Genomic DNA, 22,890 nt, shown 5'->3' with positions numbered 1-22,890 from the left:
ACAATGACCGACGTGAAACCCGAAACGCTGGACAAGCTGAAGACCGTCAGCGTGGCGACCCTGTGCACGGCGCTGTTCAAGCGGGGCCTGCGCAATCAGGTGGTTCAGGACGTGCGCCCGGTGAAGGCCAAGGGCGAGAACATGGTGGGCCCCGCGTTCACCCTGCGCTACATGCCCGCCCGCGAGGACCGCAACACGCTGGCAGAGTTCCGCAACCCCGAGCACCCGCAGCGCAAGGCGATCGAAGACTGCCCGCCGGGCCATGTGTTCGTGATGGACAGCCGCCAAGACGCCTACGCCGCGTCCGCCGGTGACATCCTGATCACCCGCCTGATGGTGCGCGGCGGCGCCGGAGTCGTCACTGATGGCGGGTTCAGGGACGCGATGCGCATCGGCGAGCTGGAAATGCCCGCCTATCACAACCGCCCCTCGAGCCCGACCAACCTGACCATCAACGAGGCGATCGACATCAACGTCCCGATCGGCTGCGGCGGCGCGCCGGTGTTCCCCGGCGACATCGTGGTGGGCGACGACGACAGCGTCGTCATCATCCCGGCGCACATGGCCGACGAGATTGCCGACGAAGCGGTAGAGATGACCGCCTACGAGGATTTCGTGGTCGAGCAGGTAAAGGGCGGCGCGACCATCATCGGCCTGTACCCGGCGACAAAGGACGAAAACCTTCAGAAGTTCGCGGAGTGGCGCAAGGCGAACGGACGCTAGGCCGCCCCCACCCCGGGGTCACCCGGGACACTCTCATGCCCATGCAGAAAGCCCCGGTTCACGCCGGGGCGCACTGCGACCGGACCGCCCCTGTTAGGACGAACCATGACGATCGACACGCAGATAAGAAACCCTGTCATCCGGCTTGATCCGGCGGACAATGTGGCCGTCGCGCGCGAGGACATCGCGGCCGGTACAGAGATCCCGTCCGAAGGGATCAAGACCAACCACGACATCCCGATGGGTCACAAGGTGGCCACCCACGCCATCGCCAAGGGCGACCCCGTTCGAAAGTACGACACCACCATCGGCTTCGCGGGCGAGGACATCGTGCCCGGCGACTGGCTGCATACCCACAACGTGCTGATGGACGACTTCCAGAAGGATTATCGCTACGCGCAGGACTACGTGGCCGCGGAACTGCTGCCACCCGAACAGCGCGCGACCTTCATGGGCTATCCCCGTGCCGATGGCCGGTACGGCACGCGCAACATGATCGGCATCTTCATCACCGTGAACTGCGCCGCCACGGTGGCCCGCAAGATCAGCCGCTATTTCGACGAGGAACGTCTGGCAGACTATCCCAACGTGGATGGCGTCGTCGCGTTCATCCATGAACAGGGCTGCGGCATGGAACAGACGGGCGAACCGCTGGACCTGCTGCGTCGTACCCTTGCCGGTTACATCCGTCATCCGAACACCGCCGGGGCGCTGGTGTGTTCGCTGGGCTGCGAACGCAACAACCTCAGCAAGTTCATGGAGGCCGAAAGCCTTGCCACCGGCAAGATGCTGCGGACCGTCACGATGCAGCAGATCGGCGGCACCATGAATGCCGTCGAAGAAGGCAAAGCCGTCATCCGCGAGATGCTGGAAGAGGCAAACAAGATCGAGCGGGAAACCGCCAGCGCCGAACACATCATGATCGGCCTGCAGTGCGGCGGGTCCGACGGCTTTTCCGGCATGTCGGCCAACCCGGCGCTGGGCAAGGCGGTCGACATCCTGGTGCGGAACGGCGGCACCGCGATCCTGTCCGAGACGTCCGAGCTGTACGGGATCGAGCACACCCTGACCTCGCGCGCGAAGTCCGAGACCGTGGGGCGGCAGTTCATCGACCGCATCAACTGGTGGCTGGAATACAACAAGGGCCGCGACACCCAGATCAACGGCACCGTTAGCCCCGGCAACCAGGCGGGCGGACTGGCGAACGTGATCGAGAAATCGCTGGGCGGCTCGAAGAAGGGCGGGTCGACCGGCATCAACGCGGTCTACGAATACGCCTATCCAGTGACTGAAAAAGGCCTTGTCCTGATGGACACCCCCGGTTTCGACCCGGTGTCCGCGACAGGACAGATCGCCGGCGGCGCCAACATGATCTGCTTCACCACCGGACGCGGGTCCTGCTTTGGCAGCTACCCGTCGCCGACCATCAAGCTGGCCTCGAACTCGACGATGTACACCCGGATGCACGGCGACATGGACATCAACTGCGGCAAGGTGATCGACGGCGAAAAGACGCTGGACGAGATGGGAGAAGAGATCTTCGAGAAGATCCTGGCCGTCGCCAGCGGGGAGCAGTCCAAATCCGAGCTGCTGGGCGTCGGCGAGGAAGAGTTCGCCCCGTGGCAGATCGGGGTGCTGTCGTGAAACGACTCTGTGACGTCGCCTTGCAGACACCACCGCTATTTGAAAGGGTCCGCGCGCAATGCGGAGGAACGCGATGGAACTGAATGAGAAAGAACGGCAGGGCCTTTGGCTTGGCCGGGCCCAGCTGGACGTCGGCCCCGCCGTCGTCACGCTGCGCGACGGGCGGCTGATCGACATCACGTCGAAGCAGGCGCCGACCGTGCGCGACATCATGGAGATGGACGACCCCGCCGCCTATGTGCGGGGCGCTTCGGGCACCGACGTCGGCGCGCTGGGCGAGGTCGCCATGCTGGCGCCCTGCGACCTGCAGGCGATCAAGGCCTGCGGCGTGACCTTCGCCCAGTCGATGGTCGAACGCGTGATCGAGGAACAGGCTGCAGGCGACCCGGACAAGGCCGCCGAGATCCGCACGCGCGTGTCCGAGATCATCGGCGACAGCCTTGACCAGATCGAAGCCGGATCGCCCAAGGCCGCCAAGGTCAAGCAAGAGCTGATCGAGCTTGGCATGTGGTCGCAATACCTCGAAGTCGGCATCGGCCCGGACGCCGAGGTGTTTTCCAAGGCGCAGACGCTGTCGTCGGTCGGCACCGGCGCGGACGTGGGCCTGCACCCGATGTCGAACTGGAACAACCCCGAGCCCGAGATCGTGCTTGCCGTGAACTCGCGCGGGAACATCCTTGGCGCGACGTTGGGCAACGACGTGAACCTGCGCGACGTGGAAGGCCGCTCGGCACTGCTGCTGTCGAAGGCGAAAGACAACAACGCGTCCTGCGCGATCGGGCCGATGATCCGGCTGTTCGACGACACCTTCAGCCTTGATGACGTCCGCAACGCCGAACTGGACCTGACGGTCGAGGGCGAGGACGGCTTCGTCCTGAACGGCCGCTCGCTGATGTCCAAGATCAGCCGCGACCCGACCGACCTTGTGAAACAGACGGTCGGACGCCACCATCAGTACCCTGACGGGTTCATGCTGTTCCTCGGCACGCTGTTCGCGCCGACCGAGGACCGCGACGAACCGGGACAGGGTTTCACCCACCATATCGGGGACCGTGTGACCATCGCCAGCGATGGGCTCGGCGCCCTTACCAACACCGTCCGGCTTTCCACGGAATGCCCGGAATGGACCTTCGGACTGGCCGCGCTGATGCGCAATCTGGCCGGCCGCAACCTGCTGTAGGAGATGACGATGACATTGACAGGAAAACACCTTATCGCCGGCGACTGGGTCATGGGCGACGCCACGTTCACAAGCGAACCCTCGTCGGGCGAAGCGAACACCTTCTCGGTCGGCACCCCCGCCCACGTCAACGCCGCCTGTGAAGCCGCCGAGGAAGCGTTCTGGGAATACGGCTATTCCACGCGTGAAACCCGCGCCAAGTTCCTGAACGCCATCGCGGACGAGATCGAGGCCCGCGCCGAAGCGATCACCAAGATCGGCGTCGAGGAATCGGGCCTGCCCGAAGGCCGCCTGAACGGGGAACGCGGCCGCACCACCGGCCAGCTGCGCCTGTTCGCGGACCACATCCTGAAGGGCGACTATCTGGACAAGCGCCATGACGAGGCGCTGCCCGACCGTCAGCCCCTGCCCCGCCCCGACCTGAAAATGGTGCAGCGCCCGATCGGCCCCGTCGCCGTGTTCGGCGCGTCGAACTTCCCGCTGGCCTTCTCGACCGCCGGTGGCGACACCGCCGCCGCGCTGGCCGCCGGTTGCCCCGTCGTGGTCAAAGGCCACTCGGCCCACCCCGGCACCGGCGAGATCGTCGCACAGGCCATCGACGCGGCGATCAAGTCCTGCGGCCTGCATCCGGGCGTGTTCAGCCTGATCCAGGGCGGCAAGCGCGACGTCGGCACCACGCTGGTACAGCACCCGCTGATCCGCGCCGTGGGTTTCACCGGCTCGCTGGGCGGTGGCCGCGCGCTGTTCGACCTGTGCGCCCAGCGCCCCGACCCGATCCCGTTCTTCGGCGAGCTTGGTTCGGTCAACCCGATGTTCATCCTGCCCGAGGCCGTCAAGGCGCGCGGCAAGGCCATCGGTGAAGGCTGGGCCGGGTCGCTGACGATGGGCGCTGGCCAATTCTGCACCAACCCCGGCATCGCCGTGGTTCAGGAAGGTCCCGAAGGCGACGCCTTCGTTTCGGCCGCTGCCGAGGCCCTGAAGGGTGTCGCCACCCAGTGCATGCTGACCGACGGCATCGCCGACGCCTATCGCAACGGCAAGTCGCGCTTTGACGGCCGCAACGCGGTGGAACCGGTGCTGGTCACCGACAGCGAGGGCCGCAACGCCAGCCCGAACCTGTACCAGACCCGCGTCGATGCCTACCTGCAAGACCACGCGCTGGGCGAAGAGGTCTTCGGCCCGCTTGGTCTTGTGGTCCGCGTGGACGGCCCCGACGACATGGAAAAGCTGGCGCGCGGCTTCGAAGGTCAGCTGACCGCGACCCTGCACATGGATGACGGCGACACCGCGCTGGGCGCGCGCCTGATGCCGGTGCTGGAACGCAAGGCGGGCCGCATTCTGGTCAACGGCTTCCCGACCGGCGTGGAAGTCTGCGACGCGATGGTTCACGGCGGACCCTACCCAGCGTCGACCAACTTTGGCGCGACCTCGGTCGGCACGCTGTCGATCCGGCGTTTCCTGCGTCCGGTCTGCTACCAGAACATGCCTGACGATCTGCTGCCCGGCGATCTGAAGTAACGACCAACAGGCCCGCCCCGACACCGGGGCGGGCTTTTCTTTGCCCAAATAGAAAACGTCTCTAACAAACGGAAAAACTCATGAAATCGCCCAACGAGCTGAAGGACATCATCCGCGCTGGCCTGCTGTCCTTCCCTGTCACGCCCTTCGATTCGAACGACGAGTTCAACCCGTCCGCTTTCCGCGCCCACATGGAATGGTTGTCGGAATACCCGGTGGCGGGCCTGATCGTGGCAGGCGGCACGGGCGAGATGTTCTCGCTGACCCCGTCCGAGATCGTTGACGTGGTGAAGACCGCGAAAGAATCCCAGCCGAACGCGCCGATCCTTGCCGGGTGCGGCTATGGCACCAAGCTGGCCTGCGATCTGGCCCAGTCGATCGAGGCCGCCGGCGGCGACGGTATTCTGCTGCTACCCCATTATCTGATCGGCGCGCCGCAGGACGGGATCGAGGCGCATATCCGCGCCGTCTGCAAATCGACGAACATGGGCGTCATCGTCTACAACCGCGGCGCGTCGGTCTGCTCGGCCGAAACGCTGAAGCGGCTGGTCGACGATTGCCCGAACCTTATCGGCTTCAAGGATGGCACCGGCGACATCGACACGGTGAAGCGGATCACCGTGGGGCTTGGCGACCGGCTGTCCTACATCGGCGGGATGCCGACGCACGAACTTTTCGCCCACGCCTTCCGCGGCGCCGGGGTGCACACCTATTCGTCGGCCGTGTTCAACTTCGTCCCCGAAACGGCGCTGAAGTTCCACAAGGCGTTTCAGTCGGGCGACGATGCGACCTGCGAACAGATGCTGCGCGACTTCTACTATCCCTTCGCCAAGATCCGCGACCGCAAGACCGGCTATGCGGTGTCGGCGATCAAGGCGGGCGTCAAGCTGCGCGGGTTCGACACCGGCCCGGTCCGCACACCGCTGATGTCGCTGACCGACGAAGAGATGGACATGATGAAAGACCTGATCGAAGGCCACGGCTGACCCCGGACCGGGCGCGCCCGGCATCCGGCCCCCAACGCCCCGCGGCACGCTGCGGGGCGTTCGCGTTTCTGGACATCATTGCGCGGCGTGCGGTTCCAAAACAGGCTCTAAACCGCGGATTTCAGGTCTTCACCAAGCGGCGGAAGACAGGTATCGGGGCAGAATTCGTCCAGATAGCCCAGCACGGTGTCCTTCTTCAAAGGCTTGGTCATGTACCTGTCCAGCCCGCAGGCAAGGATTTCCTCTTCGTCTCCGGCCATCGCGTGCGCCGTCATCGCCACCACGGGCGCGCGGTTCAGGCCCAGCGCAGCTTCATGCTCGCGGATCATGCGGGTGGCCTGCCGACCGTCGACCTCTGGCATGGAGATATCCATGAACACGACGTCGGGGGGATCCTCGATATACGCGTCGACCGCCTGCTGCCCGTTCTCGACAAAGCGCAGGTCGATGTCGGCGGATTGCACCAGCTTTGAAAACACCAGCCGGTTGGTTCGGTTGTCCTCTGCCGCCAGCACGCGCATCCGCCGCAGCGACAGCGGCGTAAAGGCACTGTCTGCAGCGCGCTGCGGACGGGGCGCGGGGCGCGCGGACAGGGCCCGCACCACATCCTGCCGCCGCAGCGGCTTGGGCAGCGCGCCATCGAAATCCGGTCCCGGCCCGGCGCCGGATTGTGTGGCCCCAGCGGACAGAAGATAGATCGGCCCGGTGAACCCGTCGCGCCGCAGATCGGCCGCGACCTTGCGCGCGTCGGACCCGCGCAGATCCTCGTCCAGCAGCACGACATCCCCTTGCCCGGGACCGGCGGCGACAAGGTCTGCGCCGGTTTCGCAGGGCACGGTGCGCACCCGCTGCGCCGCAAGCTGCCGCCGCAGGATGTCGCGTGCGTCGGGGTTCGGGTCGGCGAACAGCACCCGGTCCAGCCAGACCGGTGGGCCGGGCAGCGCACCGGGCGCGTCGTCGGCAAGGTCAAGTTGCAGATAGCACCCGAAACTGGACCCCTCGCCCACGACGGAATCGACCCAGATCTGGCCCCCCATCATCTCGACCAGCCGCTTGGTGATCGCCAATCCAAGCCCCGTGCCTTCGAACCGGCGGTTGCGGTCGTCATCGACCTGATTGAATTCGCCGAAGATATGCTCGGCCAGGTCGGGCGCGATGCCGATCCCGGTATCCTCGACCGTGACGTGCACCCGCTGCGCCCCTGTACCGCCATCCGGCAGGCACGACACGCGGATCATCACATGCCCGGCTTCGGTGAACTTGACCGCGTTGCCGACAAGGTTCGTCAGGATCTGGCGCACCCGCCCGGGATCGCCCATGAACCATGTCGGCATGAAGGTGTCGTAGTCGACCAGCAACGACAGCTGCTTGGTCCCGACCGACGGCCGCAGCAGCGTCACGACCTCGTAGACCGCGGCCTCTAGGTCGAAGGGTTCGGGGTGCAGGGTCAGGCGGTCTGCTTCGATCTTGGAATAGTCGAGAACGTCGTTGATCAGCACCAGCAGCGCCTCTCCGGAAGAGCGTATCGTCTCGACATAGAGACGCTGTTCCTCGTCCAACGGCGAGTCTGCCAACAGCTGGGCCATGCCGACGACGCCGTTCATCGGCGTCCGTATCTCGTGGCTCATGTTGGCAAGGAAGGCGGACTTGGCGCGGTTCGCGGCCTCTGCCTTGTGGCGGGCCTGCTTCAGCTTTGCCTCGTTCCGGATGGTCGAGGTGATGTTCAGCGCCAGCGACACGGTATCGCCGCCCTCGGTCCGCCGGTCGACCAGCCGGATGAAGACGTTGTTCCAGAACCGGACGACCCGCGGCGGGATCGTCGGAGACTGCCAGCGCCACAGCATATCCTCGATCCAGTCGTCGCGGCTGGCGTCGTCGGTATCGACAAGCCCTTCCTCTGCCGCGATGCGCAGAAGGTCGGGATAAGAGATCCCGGGCGCCACGCAATCCAGCCCATCGAACGGGGTCAGAAAAGCCGAGTTGGCGGCGACCATGATCCCGCCCCCGTCGAACACGGCAAACCCGTCCTGAATCGTCTCGATCGATTCCCACAGGCGCCGCTCTGCGATCATCATCGCGCCGCGCGCTGTCTCAAGCTCGGTCCGGACGGCGTCGGTTTCCTGCCGCAGGACCTTCGTTTCCTCGCGTTTTTCGACGACTTCCTCGGACAGCGTGCGGGCATGCGCCGACAGCTTGCGGTTCGCCTCGAACAGTTCGTCCTGCTTCACCTTCAGAAGACGTTCCGCCGCAAGCCGGGCCCGACGCTCGCGGACAAGGTCGTCTGAAGTCGTCATATTTCCAGCATCCGGTCCGCCCCGTGCCACAGTTCGGTCTGCCCTCATGATGACCAATTCTTGATGAAAAGGTTGTTAACGCCCCCGCGAATCCGTTGCCTGCGCCGTCACGCCCATGCGACGGTCGCGCCAAGGATTTTAGAAGGTGAGGAGCATGTTATGCGTTTCGGTCCTATTTTGGCCGTGGTCCCCCTGTTGCTTGCGACCATCGCCCACGCAGACAGCCCGATCCCCGAACGCCGGCTTAGCCTGATCCGCGACACCGACTTTCCGGGCGGTGACATCCGCACGATCTTCGACAGCACCCTGAACGCCTGCGAGACCGCCTGCCTGTCCGACGACAGCTGCGTCGCCTTCACCTACAACGGTCGATCGCGCGCCTGTTTCCCGAAATCCGAGGTCGGCGAGACATCGGTGTTCGAAGGCGCGTTCTCGGGCCGGGTGCTGGTCACGCCCGCCGCGACGCTGGCACTGGGCGAGACCCGCGCGGCAGAACTGGACGTCCTGACCGACAGTGACCTTTCCGACGCCCGCGATCTTGCGCTGGACCTGACGAACACGCATGTCCCGAACGACTGGACCGTCGAAGACCTGCTGCAATCGGCGGCCGAGGCGCGGGCCAACGGCAACATCGTTTCTGCCTACCGCTTCACCGGCGCGGCCACCGTTCTTAGCGACGCGCCCGACCACTGGACGGAATATGCGCTGCTGGCGCTGGCGATCGAAACCGAGAAGTCCAGCGAACGGCGTACCTATCGCAACCGTGCCCTGTCCGCCGCGATCAACGCCTACCTGCGCGCCGACACGCCGCCGGTGCAGCACAACGCGCTTCTGGTGCTGGCCGAGGCGCTGAAGGCCAAGGGCCGAGGGCGCGACATGATCCCGGTGCTGCGGCTGGCGCAGGATGTCACGCCCCGCACCGACACCGCCGAACTGCTGGACGACGCCATCGCCAGGTACGGCTTCCGTGTCGTCGAACATGACGTCGAAAGCGACAGCGCCCGTCCGCGCGTCTGTGCCGAGTTCTCCGAGGATCTCGTGCAGGCGGGCGTCGATTACTCGACATACGTGCAGCTTCCGTCCGCCGGGATGATCGTCGAACCCGACCAGCGCCGCCTGTGCATCGAGGGTGTCGAGCATGGCGAACGCTATCAGGTCACCTTCCGCGAAGGGCTGCCCGCCGCCACCGGCGAAGAGCTTGCGGCGAACGTCACGCTGAACCTGTACGTTCGCGACCGGTCGCCTGCCGTCCGCTTCCCGGGCCGCGCGTATATCCTGCCCGCGACCGGAGAGGTGAACATCCCGGTCGAAACGGTGAACCTGTCCGACCTTGAACTGACCCTGCGCCGGGTCAGCGAACGGTCCGTTCTGCGCGCGATCCAAGAGGGCTGGTTCGGTCGCCCGCTGTCGCCGTGGTCGGACGAGCAATTCGCGGACACCGTGGCCTCGACCGTCTGGACCGGCACCGGCGAGGTCGGGACCGAACTGAACACCGATGTCACCACCCGTCTGCCGCTGACCGAGGTCATCGGCGATCTCGATCCCGGCATCTACGCGCTGAAGGCCGCGATCCCCGGCGCCGATCCCTACGACGCGGCGGCGGCGACCCAGTGGTTCGTAGTCTCTGACCTTGGTCTTGCCACCATGCAGGGCGTCGACGGCTTGCACGTCTTCACCCGGTCCTTCGCCACCGCCGACGCCACTGAGGGGGTCGAACTGACGCTTCTGTCCCGTGCCAACGCCGAACTGGGCAGCGTCACCACCGACGCGCAGGGCTATGCGATGTTCGCGCCCGGCCTGATGAACGGCACCGGCGGCGCGACGCCCGCGATGGTGCTGGCACGCGCGGGCGACGACCTGACGTTTCTGTCGCTGACCGACCCCGAGTTCGACCTCAGCGACCGTGGCGTCGAAGGGCGCGAGCCCGCGGGCGCCGTCGATGCCTTTCTGACCACCGACCGCGGCGCCTATCGCGCGGGCGAGACGATCAACGCCACCGTTCTGGTGCGCGATGCGCAGGCACAGGCGATCGAGGGGCTGCCGCTGGTCGCCGTCCTGATGCGGCCCGACGGTGTCGAATACGCCCGCGCCCTGTCGTCCGACCCGGTCGCGGGCGGCCACGTCTTCAGCTTCTCCACCTCGGGCGAGGCGCCGCGCGGCGCGTGGCGGCTGGACATCCACGGCGACCCCGACCTGCCCGCCATCGCCTCGGCCCGCGTTCTGGTGGAAGACTTCCTGCCGGAACGCATCGACTTCGACCTGTCGCTGCCCGACGCACCGCTGGTGCCGGGCGAAGATGCGCCACTGACGGTGCAGGCCGATTACCTGTTCGGCGCTCCGGCAGGGGATCTGGCCATCGAAGGCGACCTGATGCTGCGCTCCACCCGGACGCTCGACACCTTCCCGGGCTATGAATTCGGTCGCTACGACACAGAGATCCCGACCGAGGCGTGGTATTTCCCCGCCGACCTGCGCACGGATGCGTCCGGCGCGGCAAGCGTCGCGCTGGAGCTGCCGGAGCTGGTCCCGAACTTCCGCCCGATGCAGGCCGACGTGACCGTGCGCATCGCCGAAGGCTCGGGCCGCCCGGTGGAACGCACCCTGTCGCACGCGGTGGTCCCGACCGGCCCGGTGATCGGCATCAAGCCCAACTTCGACGGCACCCTGTCCGAGAACACCGACGCCTCTTTCGCAGTGATCGCGCTGGACGAAAGCCAGACCCGCACCGCGGTGGACGTCCACTGGACCGTCAGCAAGGTCGAGACCCGGTATCAGTGGTACAGCTACGACGGCTACTGGGACTGGGAGCCCGTCACCCGCCGCTCGATCGTGGCCGAGGGCGACGTCACGCTGGGCGACGCCCCCGCCACCATCACCGCGCCGGTCGAATGGGGCCGGTACGAGATCCGGGTCGAGGCGACCGGCACCGACTATGTCGCCGCGTCGTCCGAGTTCTACGCGGGCTGGTACGGCGGCGCCGACGCATCCGCCACGCCGGACCTTCTGGAACTGTCGCTGGACGCCGAAAGCTATCGCCCCGGCGACACCGCCACGCTGCGGGTCGTGCCGCGTTCCCCGGGCAAGGGGGTGATCACCGTCGTCTCGAACCGGCTGATCGACATGCAGGCGGTCGACCTGTCCGAGGGCGAGAACACCTTCGATCTGCCCGTCACCGATGACTGGGGCGCGGGCGCCTACGTGACCGTCTCGGCGATCCGCCCGATGGATGTCGACGCTGGCCGCAACCCGGCCCGCGCGCTGGGTGTCGCCCATGCCGCCGTCGATCCCGGCCCGCACAAGCTGAACGTTGCCTTCGACATGCCGACCGAGGCCGATCCGCGCGGCACGATGGACGTCGCCGTCAAGGTCGACGGCGTGACCGAAGGCGAGGACGCCTATGTCACCATCGCCGCCGTCGACGTGGGCATCCTGAACCTGACGGGCTTCGACGCACCGGACGCAAGCGGTCACTATTTCGGGCAAAGAAAGCTGGGAATGGGCCTGCGCGATGTCTACGGACGCCTGATCGACGGTATGGCCGGCAGCATGGGCAACGTCCGCTCGGGCGGTGACTTCAACGCCGTGTCCGGCAGCACCGCGCCGCCCCCGACCGAGGATCTGGTCGCCTTCTTCACCGGCCCGCTTAAGGTCGATGCCGACGGCGTGGCCCGGACGGAATTCGAACTGCCATCCTTCAACGGTACCGTCCGGCTGATGGCCGTCGCCTGGTCGCCGGCCGGCGTGGGCGAGGCGCAGCAGGACGTGCTGGTCCGCGATCCCGTGGTGGTCACCGCCAGCTTGCCCCGCTTCATGGCGCCCGGAGACACGTCGCGCCTGCTGCTGGAAATCGTCCACGCCAGCGGCCCGGCTGGCCGCGTCGGACTGGACGTCGCGCCGCACGGTCTGCGCCTGAACCGCGCCGTGCCCTCGGGTTTTGACATCGAACAGGACGGCAAGGTCGTGCTGACCCTTCCGGTGACCGCCGACGCCACCGGGGTGCACAGCATCGACGTCACGCTGACCACGCCCGGCGGCAAGGTTCTGACCAGAACGCTGACCCTGCCAGTGCAGGTGAACGACCCCGAGATCACCCAGACCTCGCGGTTCGAACTGGCGGCAGGCGATACCTTCACCTTCGACAGGGACGTGTTCACCGGCTTCCGCGCTGGCACCGCATCGGCCACGCTGGCCGCCGGTCCGATCGCGCGGATGGACGCGCCGGGCCTGCTGGCCGCGCTGGACCGCTATCCCTACGGCTGCACCGAACAGACCACCAGCCGCGCGCTTCCGTTGCTGTATATGAACGCCGTGGCACAGGCGATGGGGCTGGACGAACGCCACGCGCTGGACGAACGCATCCGGCAGGCCATCGCCAGCGTCCTGACCCGGCAAGCCCCGAACGGCGCCTTCGGCCTGTGGCGCGCGGATTCGGGCGACTTCTGGCTGGACGCCTATGTCACCGACTTCCTGTCGCGCGCAAAGGCCGCCGGTCACACGGTGCCGGACATTGCCTTCCGCAACGCGCTCGACAACCTTCGCAACCGCGTGAACTACGCCCCCGATTTCGACGACGGCGGCGAAGACGTGGCCTATGCCCTGTACGTTCTGGCCCGCGAAGGTGCGGCGTCCATCGGGGACCTGCGCTATTACGCCGACGTGAAATCCGCCGCCTTCGGCTCGCCGCTGGCCGTGGCGCAGGTGGGGGCCGCGCTGGCTGCGTACGGCGACCCGACCCGCGCCGACCGCATGTTCGGCCTTGCGGCGCGGATGATCGCGGACGAAACGCCGGAACAACACGTCTGGCGCGCTGACTACGGCACCAACCTGCGGGATCGCGCCGCCGTCCTGACCCTTGCGGTCGAGGCGGGCAGCAGCGCGGTGGACGCCGACGCCATGCTGGACAGCATCGCCCCCGTCGCCACCGACCGACACCTGTCGACGCAGGAACAGGTCTGGTCGCTGCTGGCCACCCACGCGGTGCTGGACACCAACGCGCTTGGCAACCTGACCCTGAACGGCGCCGCGCTGGACGGCCCGCTGGTGCGCGTGATCGAGGACGACACCGCCCTTGCCCCGCTTGCGGTGAAGAACGAAGGCACCGACGCCACTACTATCACCCTGACCACCTTCGGCGTTCCCAACGTCCCCGCCCCGGCTTCGGGCAAAGGCTATTCCATCTCGCGCCGGTACTTCGACATGGACGGGGCGCCCGTGGACCCCGCCGAGGTCGCGCAGGGCACCCGGCTTGTCGCGGTGCTGACGGTCACCCCCCATGCCGAGGCAGAGGCGCGGCTGATCGTCGACGACCCGCTGCCCGCCGGGTTCGAGATCGATAACCCGAACCTGATGCGCGGCGGCGACGTGCAGGCGCTGAACTGGCTGGAACTGGAAGAGGACGTGCGCACCACCGAGTTCCGGCAGGACCGCTTCTTTGCCGCCATCGACTGGTTCACCGAAGAACCTTTCCGCCTTGGCTATATCGTGCGCGCGGTGTCGCCGGGCAGCTTCCACCACCCCGCCGCCTCGGTCGAGGACATGTACCGCCCCGAATACCGCGCCCACGGCGACGCGGGCCGCGTGACCGTCACCGAATGAGACGCGCCGCTCCCTTCGTCCTTGCGCTCGCGCTGTTCGCGGCGGCGCTGGGGCGGGACGGCTTTGACCGCTGGGTCGACACCACGGTGCTGCCGCCGCTGGTCGTGGAAACCTCGGTCGAGATGCTGGACCGCAACGGCACGCTGCTGCGCGCCTATACCGTGGCCGACGGGCGCTGGCGGCTGGATGTGTCGCTGGACGGGGTCGATCCCCGCTATCTCGACATGCTGATCGCCTACGAGGACAAGCGGTTCTACCGTCACCACGGCGTCGATCCAGTGGCGATGCTGCGCGCCGTCGGGCAGGCCCTGCGCAACGGGCGGATCATCTCGGGCGGGTCCACCCTGACGATGCAGGTCGCACGGCTGCTGGAAAACGGCCCCACCGGCGAATGGCACGGCAAGCTGCGCCAACTGCGCCTTGCACTGGCGCTGGAACGTCACCTGACCAAGCAGCAAATCCTTGCGCTGTACGTCAACCGCGCGCCCTTCGGCGGCAACCTCGAAGGCGTCCGCGCCGCCACCTTCGCCTATTTCGGCAAGGAACCCCGTCGTCTGACCCCGGCCGAGGCCGCGTTGATGGTGGCGTTGCCGCAATCGCCCGAACGTCGCCGCCCCGACCGCTATCACGGCGCGGCCCACGACGCCCGCGACCGTGTGCTGGCCCGTATGGTCGGCGACGGCGTCCTGACCGACGACACCCGCCGCGCCGCGATGACCGAACCGGTGCCCGACCGCCGCATCGACTTTCCCCGCCTTGCCGCGCACCTGACCGATCGGCTGCGGTCCGAAGATCCGTCGGCCCAGATCCACCGGCTGACGCTGGAGGCCGCGCTGCAGGCAAGGCTGGAAACGCTGGCCGAACGCGCCGCGCACGAGGCTGGCCGCCGCCAGTCTATCGCCATCATGGTCGCGGACCATACGACCGGGGAAATCCTCGCCTCGGTCGGGTCCGCCGGCTATGCCGACGACGACCGCGAGGGTTTCGTCGACATGACCCGCGCGATGCGCTCGCCCGGCTCGACGCTAAAGCCGCTGATCTACGGGCTGGCCTTCGATCGCGGGCTGGCGCACCCGGAAACGCTGATCGAGGATCGGCCAACCGCCTTCGCGGGGTACACGCCGCAGAATTTCGACGGCGCCTTCCGGGGCACCATCCGCATTCGCGACGCGCTGGCGTTGTCGCTGAACATCCCGGTGGTCAAGCTGCTGGACGCGCTTGGGCCCGCCCGCCTGCTGGTCCACCTGCGCCGCGCCGGAACCGCCACAGAATTTCCCGGCACCAACCCCGGCCTTGCCGTCGCGCTGGGCGGCATCGGGGTCAGCCTGGACGGCCTGATCCGCCTTTACGCCAGCCTCGCGCATGGCGGCGCCGCAGTGCCGATTCATGTCCGACAGGACGCCGACCTGCCGGCCAGGCCGCGCAAGGTCCTGTCACCCGAAAGCGCGTGGATGGTGGCCGACATCCTGTCCGACATCCCGCCACCCCCCGGCGCCGCCCGCAACGGGCTCGCCTACAAGACCGGCACCAGCTATGGCCACCGCGACGCGTGGGCGCTGGGCTTCGACGGCACCCATGTCGCGGGCGTCTGGATGGGCCGTCCCGACGGCACCCCGGTTCCCGGCGCCTTCGGCGGAGAGGTCGCGGCCCCCATCCTGTTCGAGACCTTCGCGCTTCTGAAATCCCGGCTCGACCGGCTTCCCGCACCGCCGCCGTCGACCCTGATCGTCGGGCACGCGGGTCTGCCCGATCCGCTGAAACACTTCCGCCCGCGCGACGCCGCCTTTGCCGACGATCCGGATGCACCGACCGTCGCCTTTCCGCCGGACGGCGCGATCCTCGAAACCTCCGACCACCTGCTGACGGTCAAGGTCCGCGACGGGGCCCCGCCATTCACATGGCTGGCCGACGGCCGCCCGGTGCTGACCCGCAGCCACGACCGCAACGCGGTGATCGAGCTTTCGGGCCCCGGGTTCGTCACCCTCTCGGTGATCGACGCCAAGGGCCGCGCGGCCAGAACCACGGTCCAACTCGACTGATCTCGCGCCTGCCTGCTTCTTCTCTTTAAAAATACCTTGGGGGGCCCCCCGGGGGGCAAAGCCCCCCGATCTGAATCACTTGGGGCAAAGCCCCCCGATCTTGAATCATTTGGGGCAAAGCCCCCCCATTTGAATCATTCGGGGCGACGCCCCCGGGGTCAAACCCGCTCCAGCGCCAGCGCGATGCCCTGACCGCCGCCGATGCACATGGTGACCAGCGCGCGCTTGCCGCCGATCCGCTCCAGCTCGTACAGCGCCTTTACCGTAATGATCGCGCCGGTCGCGCCGACCGGGTGGCCCAGCGCGATGGCACCGCCGTTCGGATTGACCTTCGCCGGGTCGAACCCCAGTTCCTTCGACACCGCCAAAGCCTGCGCCGCGAACGCCTCGTTCGATTCGATCACGTCGAAATCCGACGCCGACAGGCCCGTCTTCTCTAACAGCGCACGCACGGCGGGGACCGGACCGATGCCCATCACCTCGGGCCGGACGCCCGCGTGGGCATAGCCAGTGATCCGTGCCCGCGCCGTCAGCCCCACCGCCTGCGCGGCGTCGGCCCGCGCCAAGACCAGCGCCGCCGCACCGTCGTTGATGCCCGACGCATTGCCCGCCGTCACGGTGCCGTCCTTCTGGAACGCGGCCCGCAGCCCGGCCAGCTTCTCGGCGCTGGTGGCCTTCGGATGCTCGTCGGTGTCGAACGGCACCATGTCGCGCTTTACCTTCACCTCGATCGGAACGATCTGGTCCCTAAACAGGCCTTCCGAGATCGCTTTGGCCGCCCGCTCTTGGCTTTGCAGCGCGAAGGCGTCCTGTTGTTCGCGGGTGATCCCGTGCTCGGCCGCGACATTTTCGGCGGTGACGCCCATGTGGCCGGTGCCGAACGGACAGTTCAGCGCGCCCAGCATCATGTCCTGCGCGCCAAAGTCGCCCATCTTCTGACCCCAGCGCACCTGCGGCACGATATAGGGCGACCGGCTCATGCTTTCGGCGCCGCCCGCCAGCCCGAAATCGGCGTCGCCCAGCGCCAGCGCCTGCACCACCGACACGATGGCCTGCGCGCCAGATCCGCACAGCCGGTTCACGTTCATCGCGGGGGTGGTGTCAGGAATGCCCGCCTCGATCGCGGCGGCGCGGGACAGGTACATGTCGCGCGGTTCGGTGTTGATCACGTGGCCATAGGCGACGTGGCCGATCTGCCCCGGCTCGACCCCGGCGCGGGTCATCGCCTCGCGCGCGACGGTCGCGCCCAGCTGGATCGGCGGCGTCCCGGCCAGCGATCCGCCGAAGGTGCCGATAGCGGTCCGTGCGCCGCCCAGAATAACGATGTCGTCCATAGTGTCCTCCCCCGGCCCTTGGCTAAGTCGTCTGGGCCTGTCAGTCGTCCGGCGTTTCACCCGGATCGTGCAACAAGGCACGCATTCCGGCAAGAAAAGCCGCTGCGTCATCGCCAAGCTGCGCCATCGCCCGCTGCTGGAAGGCGTCCGCGATCGGGGTCATCTCGGCCATCAGCGCGCGTCCCTTGTCGGTCAGCGCCAGCGACACCAGCCGCCGGTCCTGCGCGTTGGCGGTCTTGGTCACGTATCCCGCCGCCTCCAACCGCGCGGCCGCTCGGCTGACCTTGGATTTCTCAAGCTCGGCCCGCAGGTGGATGTCCCGTACCGACACCTCGTTGGCTTGGCTCAGATGCGCGATCACCCGCCATTCGGCCCGGCTGATTCCGAACCGGCTGCGGTAATGCTGCGCAAAGTCGCGGCTGACCCGCTCGGACAGAACGGCCAACTGGTACGGCAGGAATTCTCCAAGGTCGAAATCGTTCATTTTCAACGTCCTCTGTCCGCCGCCCCGGTCCGGGCGCGGGCGTCACCGCATCTTGTCTTGACATCGTTGCAATTGCAACGATAGATCTTCGGGCAAGCTTCGGGTGGTGCCGGTCACCGCCCGCCATGCTGTCGGAGGAGCACATGAACAAGCAAGCGACCCCCCGCGAGATGCAGCGCGCCGCCACCACCGTCGGCACGCACGAGGGCTATATGCCCGGCTTTGGCAACGACTTCGAAACAGAGGCGCTGCCCGGCGCCTTGCCGCAGGGCATGAACAGCCCGCAGAAGTGCGAATACGGTCTCTACGGGGAACAATTGTCCGGCACGGCCTTTACCGCGCCCAGCCACCAGAACGAGCGTACATGGTGCTATCGCATCCGCCCGTCGGTGAAGCATTCGCACCGCTACGAACGGATCGACGTGCCGTACTGGAAGTCCGCGCCGCATGTGGTCGAGGACGTCACCTCGCTGGGCCAGTACCGCTGGGACCCGGTACCGACGACCGACGAACCGCTGACGTGGATCACCGGGATGCGGACGATGACCACCGCCGGCGATGTGAACACACAGGTCGGCATGGCGTCGCACATCTATCTGGTGACCGAGTCGATGGTCGACGACTATTTCTATTCCGCCGACAGCGAACTGCTGATCGTGCCGCAGGACGGCAAGCTTCGGTTCTACACCGAACTTGGAGTCATCGACCTTGAACCCAAGGAAATCGCCATCATCCCGCGCGGCCTGCTGTACCGGGTCGAGCTGCTGGACGGCCCAGCGCGGGGTTTCGTGTGCGAGAACTACGGCCAGAAGTTCGACCTGCCCGGCCGCGGTCCGATCGGCGCGAACTGCATGGCGAACCGCCGCGACTTCAAGACGCCGGTCGCCGCCTATGAAGACCGCGAGGAACCGTCGACCGTGACGGTGAAATGGTGCGGCCAGTTCCACGTCACGAAGATCGGTCATTCGCCGCTGGACGTGGTCGCATGGCACGGCAACTACGCCCCGGTGAAATACGACCTGCGCACCTATTGCCCGGTCGGCGCGGTGCTGTTCGATCATCCCGACCCGTCGATCTTTACCGTGCTGACCGCGCCGTCGGGCGTCGAGGGCACGGCGAACATCGACTTCGTCCTGTTCCGCGAACGCTGGATGGTGGCGGAAGATACCTTCCGCCCGCCGTGGTACCACAAGAACATCATGTCCGAGCTGATGGGCAACATCTATGGCCAGTACGATGCCAAGCCGCAGGGCTTCGTCCCCGGCGGCATGAGCCTGCACAACATGATGCTGCCGCACGGCCCCGACCGGAACGCCTTTGAAGGCGCGTCGAACGCGGACCTGCAGGCCGAGAAGCTGGACAACACGATGTCCTTCATGTTCGAGACCCGCTTCCCGCAGCACCTGACCGCTTTCGCGGGGAAAGAGGCGCCGCTGCAGGACGATTACATCGACTGCTGGACCTCGCTTGAGAAGAAGTTCGACGGAACGCCGGGCAGGAAATAGGCCTGTTCAGAGACTGAAATGACCTACCTGATCGTCCTTGGGGTCCTGATCGCCATCGCCGCCTTCGTCAGTCTTGGCGCACGGCAGGCGGCGGACCCTTGGGACGAACTGGACGACGAAGACTGAGGACCTGAATGCTCAAGACATCATGGGTCGCTTCGGCCAACAGCGCCGAAACCGACTTTCCGCTGAACAACCTGCCGTATGGCGTCTTCTCTGTCGGGGATGCCGACCTGCGCTGTGGCGTGGCGATCGGCGACCGGATCATTGACGCCACGGGTCTGGAAGCCGCCGGCATCCTGCGCGCCGATCCCGACGCCGACGTGCTGGACGCGCCGTACTGGAACGACTTCATGGCGCTGGGGCCGAAGGTCTGGGCCGCCTACCGCGCCAAGCTGCAAGACCTGCTGGCCGAGGGTGCCTCCGAAGAGGTGCAGGACCAGCTGACCACCTATTCCGTCCCGATGTCCGAGGCGACGCTGCATCTGCCGTTCAAGGTCGCCGAGTACACCGACTTTTATGCCGGCAAGCATCACGCCACCAACGTCGGCACCATGTTCCGCGGCGCCGAGAACGCGCTGCCGCCGAACTGGCTGTCGATCCCCATCGGCTACAACGGGCGCGCGTCGTCCGTGGTGGTCAGCGGCACCGACGTTCGCCGCCCGTGGGGCCAGCTAAAGGGCCCGGACATGGACCTGCCGGTCTTCGCCCCCTGCAAGCGGTTCGATATCGAGCTGGAAATGGGCGCCATCGTCGGGATGCCCTCGGACGGGCCGGTGACGGTGCAGGAAGCCGACGACATGATCTTCGGCTACGTGCTGCTGAACGACTGGTCGGCGCGCGACATTCAGGCATGGGAATACCAGCCGCTGGGCCCGTTTCAGGCCAAGGCGACGGCCACGTCCCTGTCGCCCTGGATCGTCACAAAGGCCGCGCTGGAACCCTTCCGCTGCTCTACGCCGCACCGCGAGCGCGTGCTGCTGCCGTACCTCGAAGAGCCGGGTCCGATGCTGTACGACATCCCGCTTTCGGTCTCTATCCTGCCGGAAAACGCCGAGAAGCCCGAGGTTCTGGCGCGCACCAACTACCGCGAGATGTACTATTCCGCCGCTCAGCAACTGGCGCACCACACCACGGCGGGATCGCCGATGAACGTGGGTGACCTGCTGGGGTCCGGCACGATCTCGGGTCCGTCGAAGGACGAACGCGGGTCGCTGCTGGAAATGAGCTGGGGCGGAAAGGAACCGCTGACGCTGGCGGACGGCAGCACCCGCAGCTTCATCGAGGACGGCGACACCCTGACCTTGTCGGGCGCGGCACAGGGCGACGGCTATCGCGTAGGCTTCGGCGATTGCGCTGGCACGGTCATCCCGGCGCTGGACGACCCCTACAAGAGGGGCTGATGCAGCGGGCGGCGATACACCCCGTCCCGGCGCCAAGCCGGGGCCCTTCGCCCACCGCGGCGCGTCCTCGGGTCAGACCCGGGGCGCACCGGGTGTCATCCGCCCTGCTGCCATTGCAGCACGCTGTCCAGCGGCCAGACCAGCATCAGCACGTTCAGCGCAAGACCGTCGCGGATCAGCGTCATGGTCAGCGCCTCGAACCCGATCACCACGGCCACGCTGGCCCAGACCGGCACACGGCGCGCCAACCAGAAGCCCAGCGCCATCGCCGCGATGTCGACCATCGCGTTGATCACCGCGTCGCCGTTGTAATCGAAGGACACCGTGTAGTCGCGATAGCGCGAAATCACCCACTCGGTGTTCTCGACCACCTCCCACGCGCACTCGACGGCCATCGCGATCAGGAACCGCCAGCCTACCGGCATCCACCGCGCCACCAGCCACAGCGCCGCGTAGAACAGCAGCCCGTGCAACAGGTGGCTGGGGGTGTACCAGTCGGTCAGGTGCTGGCTGCTTTGCTCGGTCGGGGTGTTGCCGCCCCAGATCAGCACGTCGCCACAAGGGCAGATCAGGTTCCGGCCCATCAGGATCATCACAAGGCCCGCGGCCACGGCAAGGCCAAGTGCCAACAGGTAAGGCGTGCGGCTGTACGTCATAGAACCCACTCAAGTTAAGGACGCTTCGGCGTCCATGAATACGAAAGGACAACGCATGGCAAAGGCCTTTGCATCACAGGGCGACATGGCGGAGAAAACCGTCAGCTTCACCGAGATCGGCGACGGGCTGTATGCCTTCACCGCCGAGGGCGACCCGAACTCGGGCGTCATCATCGGCGACGACTCGGTGATGATCGTCGAGGCGCAGGCCACCCCGCGCCTTGCCAACAAGGTGATCGAGTGCGTGCGCTCGGTGACCGACAAGCCGATTACCCATCTGGTGATGACGCACTACCATGCCGTCCGCGTGCTGGGGGCCTCGGCCTTCAATGCGCCGCAGGTCATCATGTCGGAAAAGGCCCGGTCGATGGTCGTCGAACGCGGGCAGGAAGACTGGGACAGCGAGTTCGCGCGCTTCCCCCGCCTGTTCCAAGGCCACGAAGAGATCCCCGGCCTGACGTGGCCCACCACCACCTTCAACGGGCGCATGAGCGTGTACCTCGGCAACCGCCGCGTCGACATCATGCAGTTGGGCCGCGCCCATACCGCGGGTGACGCGGTGGTCTACGTGCCGGACCAGAACGTCATGTTCACCGGCGATATCGTGGAATACAAATCCGCCTGCTATTGCGGCGACGGCCATTTCCACGACTGGCCCGACACCATCGAGAACATCCGCGCATGGGAACTGGACGCGATCGCACCGGGCCGGGGCGATGCGCTGATCGGCCCGGACATGGTCAACGCCGCGCTCGATTCCACCACCGATTTCGTCAAGTCGACCTACGCCCCGGTAGCCAAGGTCGCGCTGCGTGGCGGGTCGCTGAAAGAGGCATGGGACGCCGTGCGCGCCGAGTGCGATCCGAAGTTCAAGGACTACGCGATCTACGAACATTGCCTGCCCTTCAACGTCGCCCGCGCCTATGACGAGGCCCGCGACATCGACACGCCCCGCATCTGGACCGCCGAGCGCGACGCCGAGATGTGGGAAATGCTGCAGGGCTGAAGACAGATGGAACCCTTCCGCACGATGGCGCTGAACAACGCATGGGCCAACGCGACGCTTTACGCCGCGCTGCCCGCCCTGCCCAAGGGTGCGTTCACGGCGCCGCGGCCGGGGTTCTTTCCGTCCCTGTCGAAGACGCTGAACCACATCTACGAGGTGGATCTGTACTACATTGACGCGCTGGAAGAAGGCGGGCGGGGTCGGTCGGTCTATGACCGGACCGAGGTCACCGACCCGCACGACCTTGGCGCGCTTCAGGCCGATGCAGACCTGCGGCTGGCCCAGTACTGCGCCGCGTTGATGCCCGAGGATCTGGATCGCCGGGTGCGCACCGAACGCGGCCACGATCCCAACGTGACCGAGAAGATCGGCGCGCTGTTGCTGCACTTGTTTCAGCACCAGATCCACCACCGCGGGCAGGCGCATGTCCAGCTGCAAGAGGCCGGTATCTCACCGCCGCAGCTGGATGACTTTCATCTCGAAGACGGTCGCGTGCCCTCGGCACGGGCCTATTTCGAATGAT

Annotated in this window: 15 protein-coding genes; 11 read left to right on the top strand and 4 right to left on the bottom strand. The window is 66.7% G+C overall.

Annotated features, from left to right (window positions below):
- The first annotated feature begins 3 nt into the window (after nt 1-3).
- The 5 genes from P1K30_RS07775 to P1K30_RS07755 all read left to right on the top strand — a co-directional run bounded on the left by P1K30_RS07775 (nt 4) and on the right by P1K30_RS07755 (nt 6,051).
- On the top strand, nt 4-723 hold the full coding sequence (locus tag P1K30_RS07775) for a ribonuclease activity regulator RraA (protein ID WP_275632126.1): 720 nt from the start codon (nt 4-6) through the stop codon (nt 721-723).
- A gap of 105 nt (nt 724-828) precedes the next feature.
- Nucleotides 829-2,367: a UxaA family hydrolase gene (locus P1K30_RS07770; RefSeq protein WP_275632125.1), complete on the top strand. Its 1,539-nt coding sequence runs from the start codon at nt 829-831 to the stop codon at nt 2,365-2,367.
- 73 nt (nt 2,368-2,440) lie between these two features.
- Nucleotides 2,441-3,547, top strand: coding sequence for a fumarylacetoacetate hydrolase family protein (locus tag P1K30_RS07765; protein WP_275632124.1), 1,107 nt, complete (start codon nt 2,441-2,443; stop codon nt 3,545-3,547).
- A gap of 3 nt (nt 3,548-3,550) precedes the next feature.
- Nucleotides 3,551-5,065: an aldehyde dehydrogenase (NADP(+)) gene (locus P1K30_RS07760; protein ID WP_275632123.1), complete on the top strand. Its 1,515-nt coding sequence runs from the start codon at nt 3,551-3,553 to the stop codon at nt 5,063-5,065.
- A gap of 80 nt (nt 5,066-5,145) precedes the next feature.
- Nucleotides 5,146-6,051 (top strand): 5-dehydro-4-deoxyglucarate dehydratase, encoded by a 906-nt coding sequence (locus tag P1K30_RS07755; RefSeq protein ID WP_275632122.1) that lies wholly within the window; start codon nt 5,146-5,148, stop codon nt 6,049-6,051.
- 107 nt (nt 6,052-6,158) lie between these two features.
- Here the strand turns inward: P1K30_RS07755 and P1K30_RS07750 are convergent, their stop codons facing one another.
- A complete protein-coding gene (locus tag P1K30_RS07750; RefSeq protein WP_275632121.1) occupies nt 6,159-8,345 on the bottom strand; it encodes an ATP-binding protein in 2,187 nt (728 codons plus the stop codon).
- A gap of 159 nt (nt 8,346-8,504) precedes the next feature.
- On the opposite strand from P1K30_RS07750, the gene P1K30_RS07745 reads away from it, so the two are divergent.
- On the top strand, nt 8,505-13,940 hold the full coding sequence (locus P1K30_RS07745; protein WP_275632120.1) for an alpha-2-macroglobulin family protein: 5,436 nt from the start codon (nt 8,505-8,507) through the stop codon (nt 13,938-13,940).
- Entirely contained in the window at nt 13,937-15,979 is a 2,043-nt protein-coding gene (gene pbpC / locus P1K30_RS07740) for a penicillin-binding protein 1C (protein ID WP_275632119.1), read from the top strand. The genes P1K30_RS07745 and pbpC overlap by 4 nt, the downstream gene beginning before the upstream one ends.
- A gap of 158 nt (nt 15,980-16,137) precedes the next feature.
- On the opposite strand, the gene P1K30_RS07735 is transcribed toward pbpC, so the two are convergent.
- Together P1K30_RS07735 and P1K30_RS07730 are read right to left on the bottom strand one after the other, a co-directional pair.
- Entirely contained in the window at nt 16,138-17,313 is a 1,176-nt protein-coding gene (locus P1K30_RS07735) for an acetyl-CoA C-acyltransferase family protein (RefSeq protein WP_275632118.1), read from the bottom strand.
- A gap of 40 nt (nt 17,314-17,353) precedes the next feature.
- On the bottom strand, nt 17,354-17,797 hold the full coding sequence (locus P1K30_RS07730) for a MarR family winged helix-turn-helix transcriptional regulator (protein ID WP_275632117.1): 444 nt from the start codon (nt 17,795-17,797) through the stop codon (nt 17,354-17,356).
- A 143-nt stretch (nt 17,798-17,940) separates the two neighbouring features.
- Between P1K30_RS07730 and hmgA the strand changes: the two genes are divergently transcribed.
- Nucleotides 17,941-19,302, top strand: a complete 1,362-nt coding sequence (gene hmgA / locus P1K30_RS07725; protein ID WP_379560042.1) for a homogentisate 1,2-dioxygenase — start codon at nt 17,941-17,943, stop codon at nt 19,300-19,302.
- Nucleotides 19,303-19,436: 134 nt separating this feature from the next.
- Entirely contained in the window at nt 19,437-20,705 is a 1,269-nt protein-coding gene (gene fahA / locus P1K30_RS07720; protein WP_275632116.1) for a fumarylacetoacetase, read from the top strand.
- Nucleotides 20,706-20,800: 95 nt separating this feature from the next.
- On the opposite strand, the gene P1K30_RS07715 is transcribed toward fahA, so the two are convergent.
- On the bottom strand, nt 20,801-21,361 hold the full coding sequence (locus tag P1K30_RS07715) for a DUF2585 family protein (RefSeq protein ID WP_275632115.1): 561 nt from the start codon (nt 21,359-21,361) through the stop codon (nt 20,801-20,803).
- Nucleotides 21,362-21,416: 55 nt separating this feature from the next.
- On the opposite strand from P1K30_RS07715, the gene P1K30_RS07710 reads away from it, so the two are divergent.
- Both P1K30_RS07710 and P1K30_RS07705 read left to right on the top strand, forming a co-directional pair.
- Nucleotides 21,417-22,367: an MBL fold metallo-hydrolase gene (locus P1K30_RS07710; protein ID WP_275632114.1), complete on the top strand. Its 951-nt coding sequence runs from the start codon at nt 21,417-21,419 to the stop codon at nt 22,365-22,367.
- A gap of 6 nt (nt 22,368-22,373) precedes the next feature.
- Nucleotides 22,374-22,889: a DinB family protein gene (locus P1K30_RS07705; protein WP_275632113.1), complete on the top strand. Its 516-nt coding sequence runs from the start codon at nt 22,374-22,376 to the stop codon at nt 22,887-22,889.
- The last annotated feature ends 1 nt before the right edge of the window (nt 22,890 follow it).

The organism is Psychromarinibacter halotolerans, from assembly GCF_029168315.1.
GTDB classification, from domain to species: domain Bacteria; phylum Pseudomonadota; class Alphaproteobacteria; order Rhodobacterales; family Rhodobacteraceae; genus Psychromarinibacter; species Psychromarinibacter halotolerans.
The sequence above is the reverse complement of the archived record's forward strand: the minus strand, read 5'-3'. Positions and strand labels throughout refer to the sequence as shown.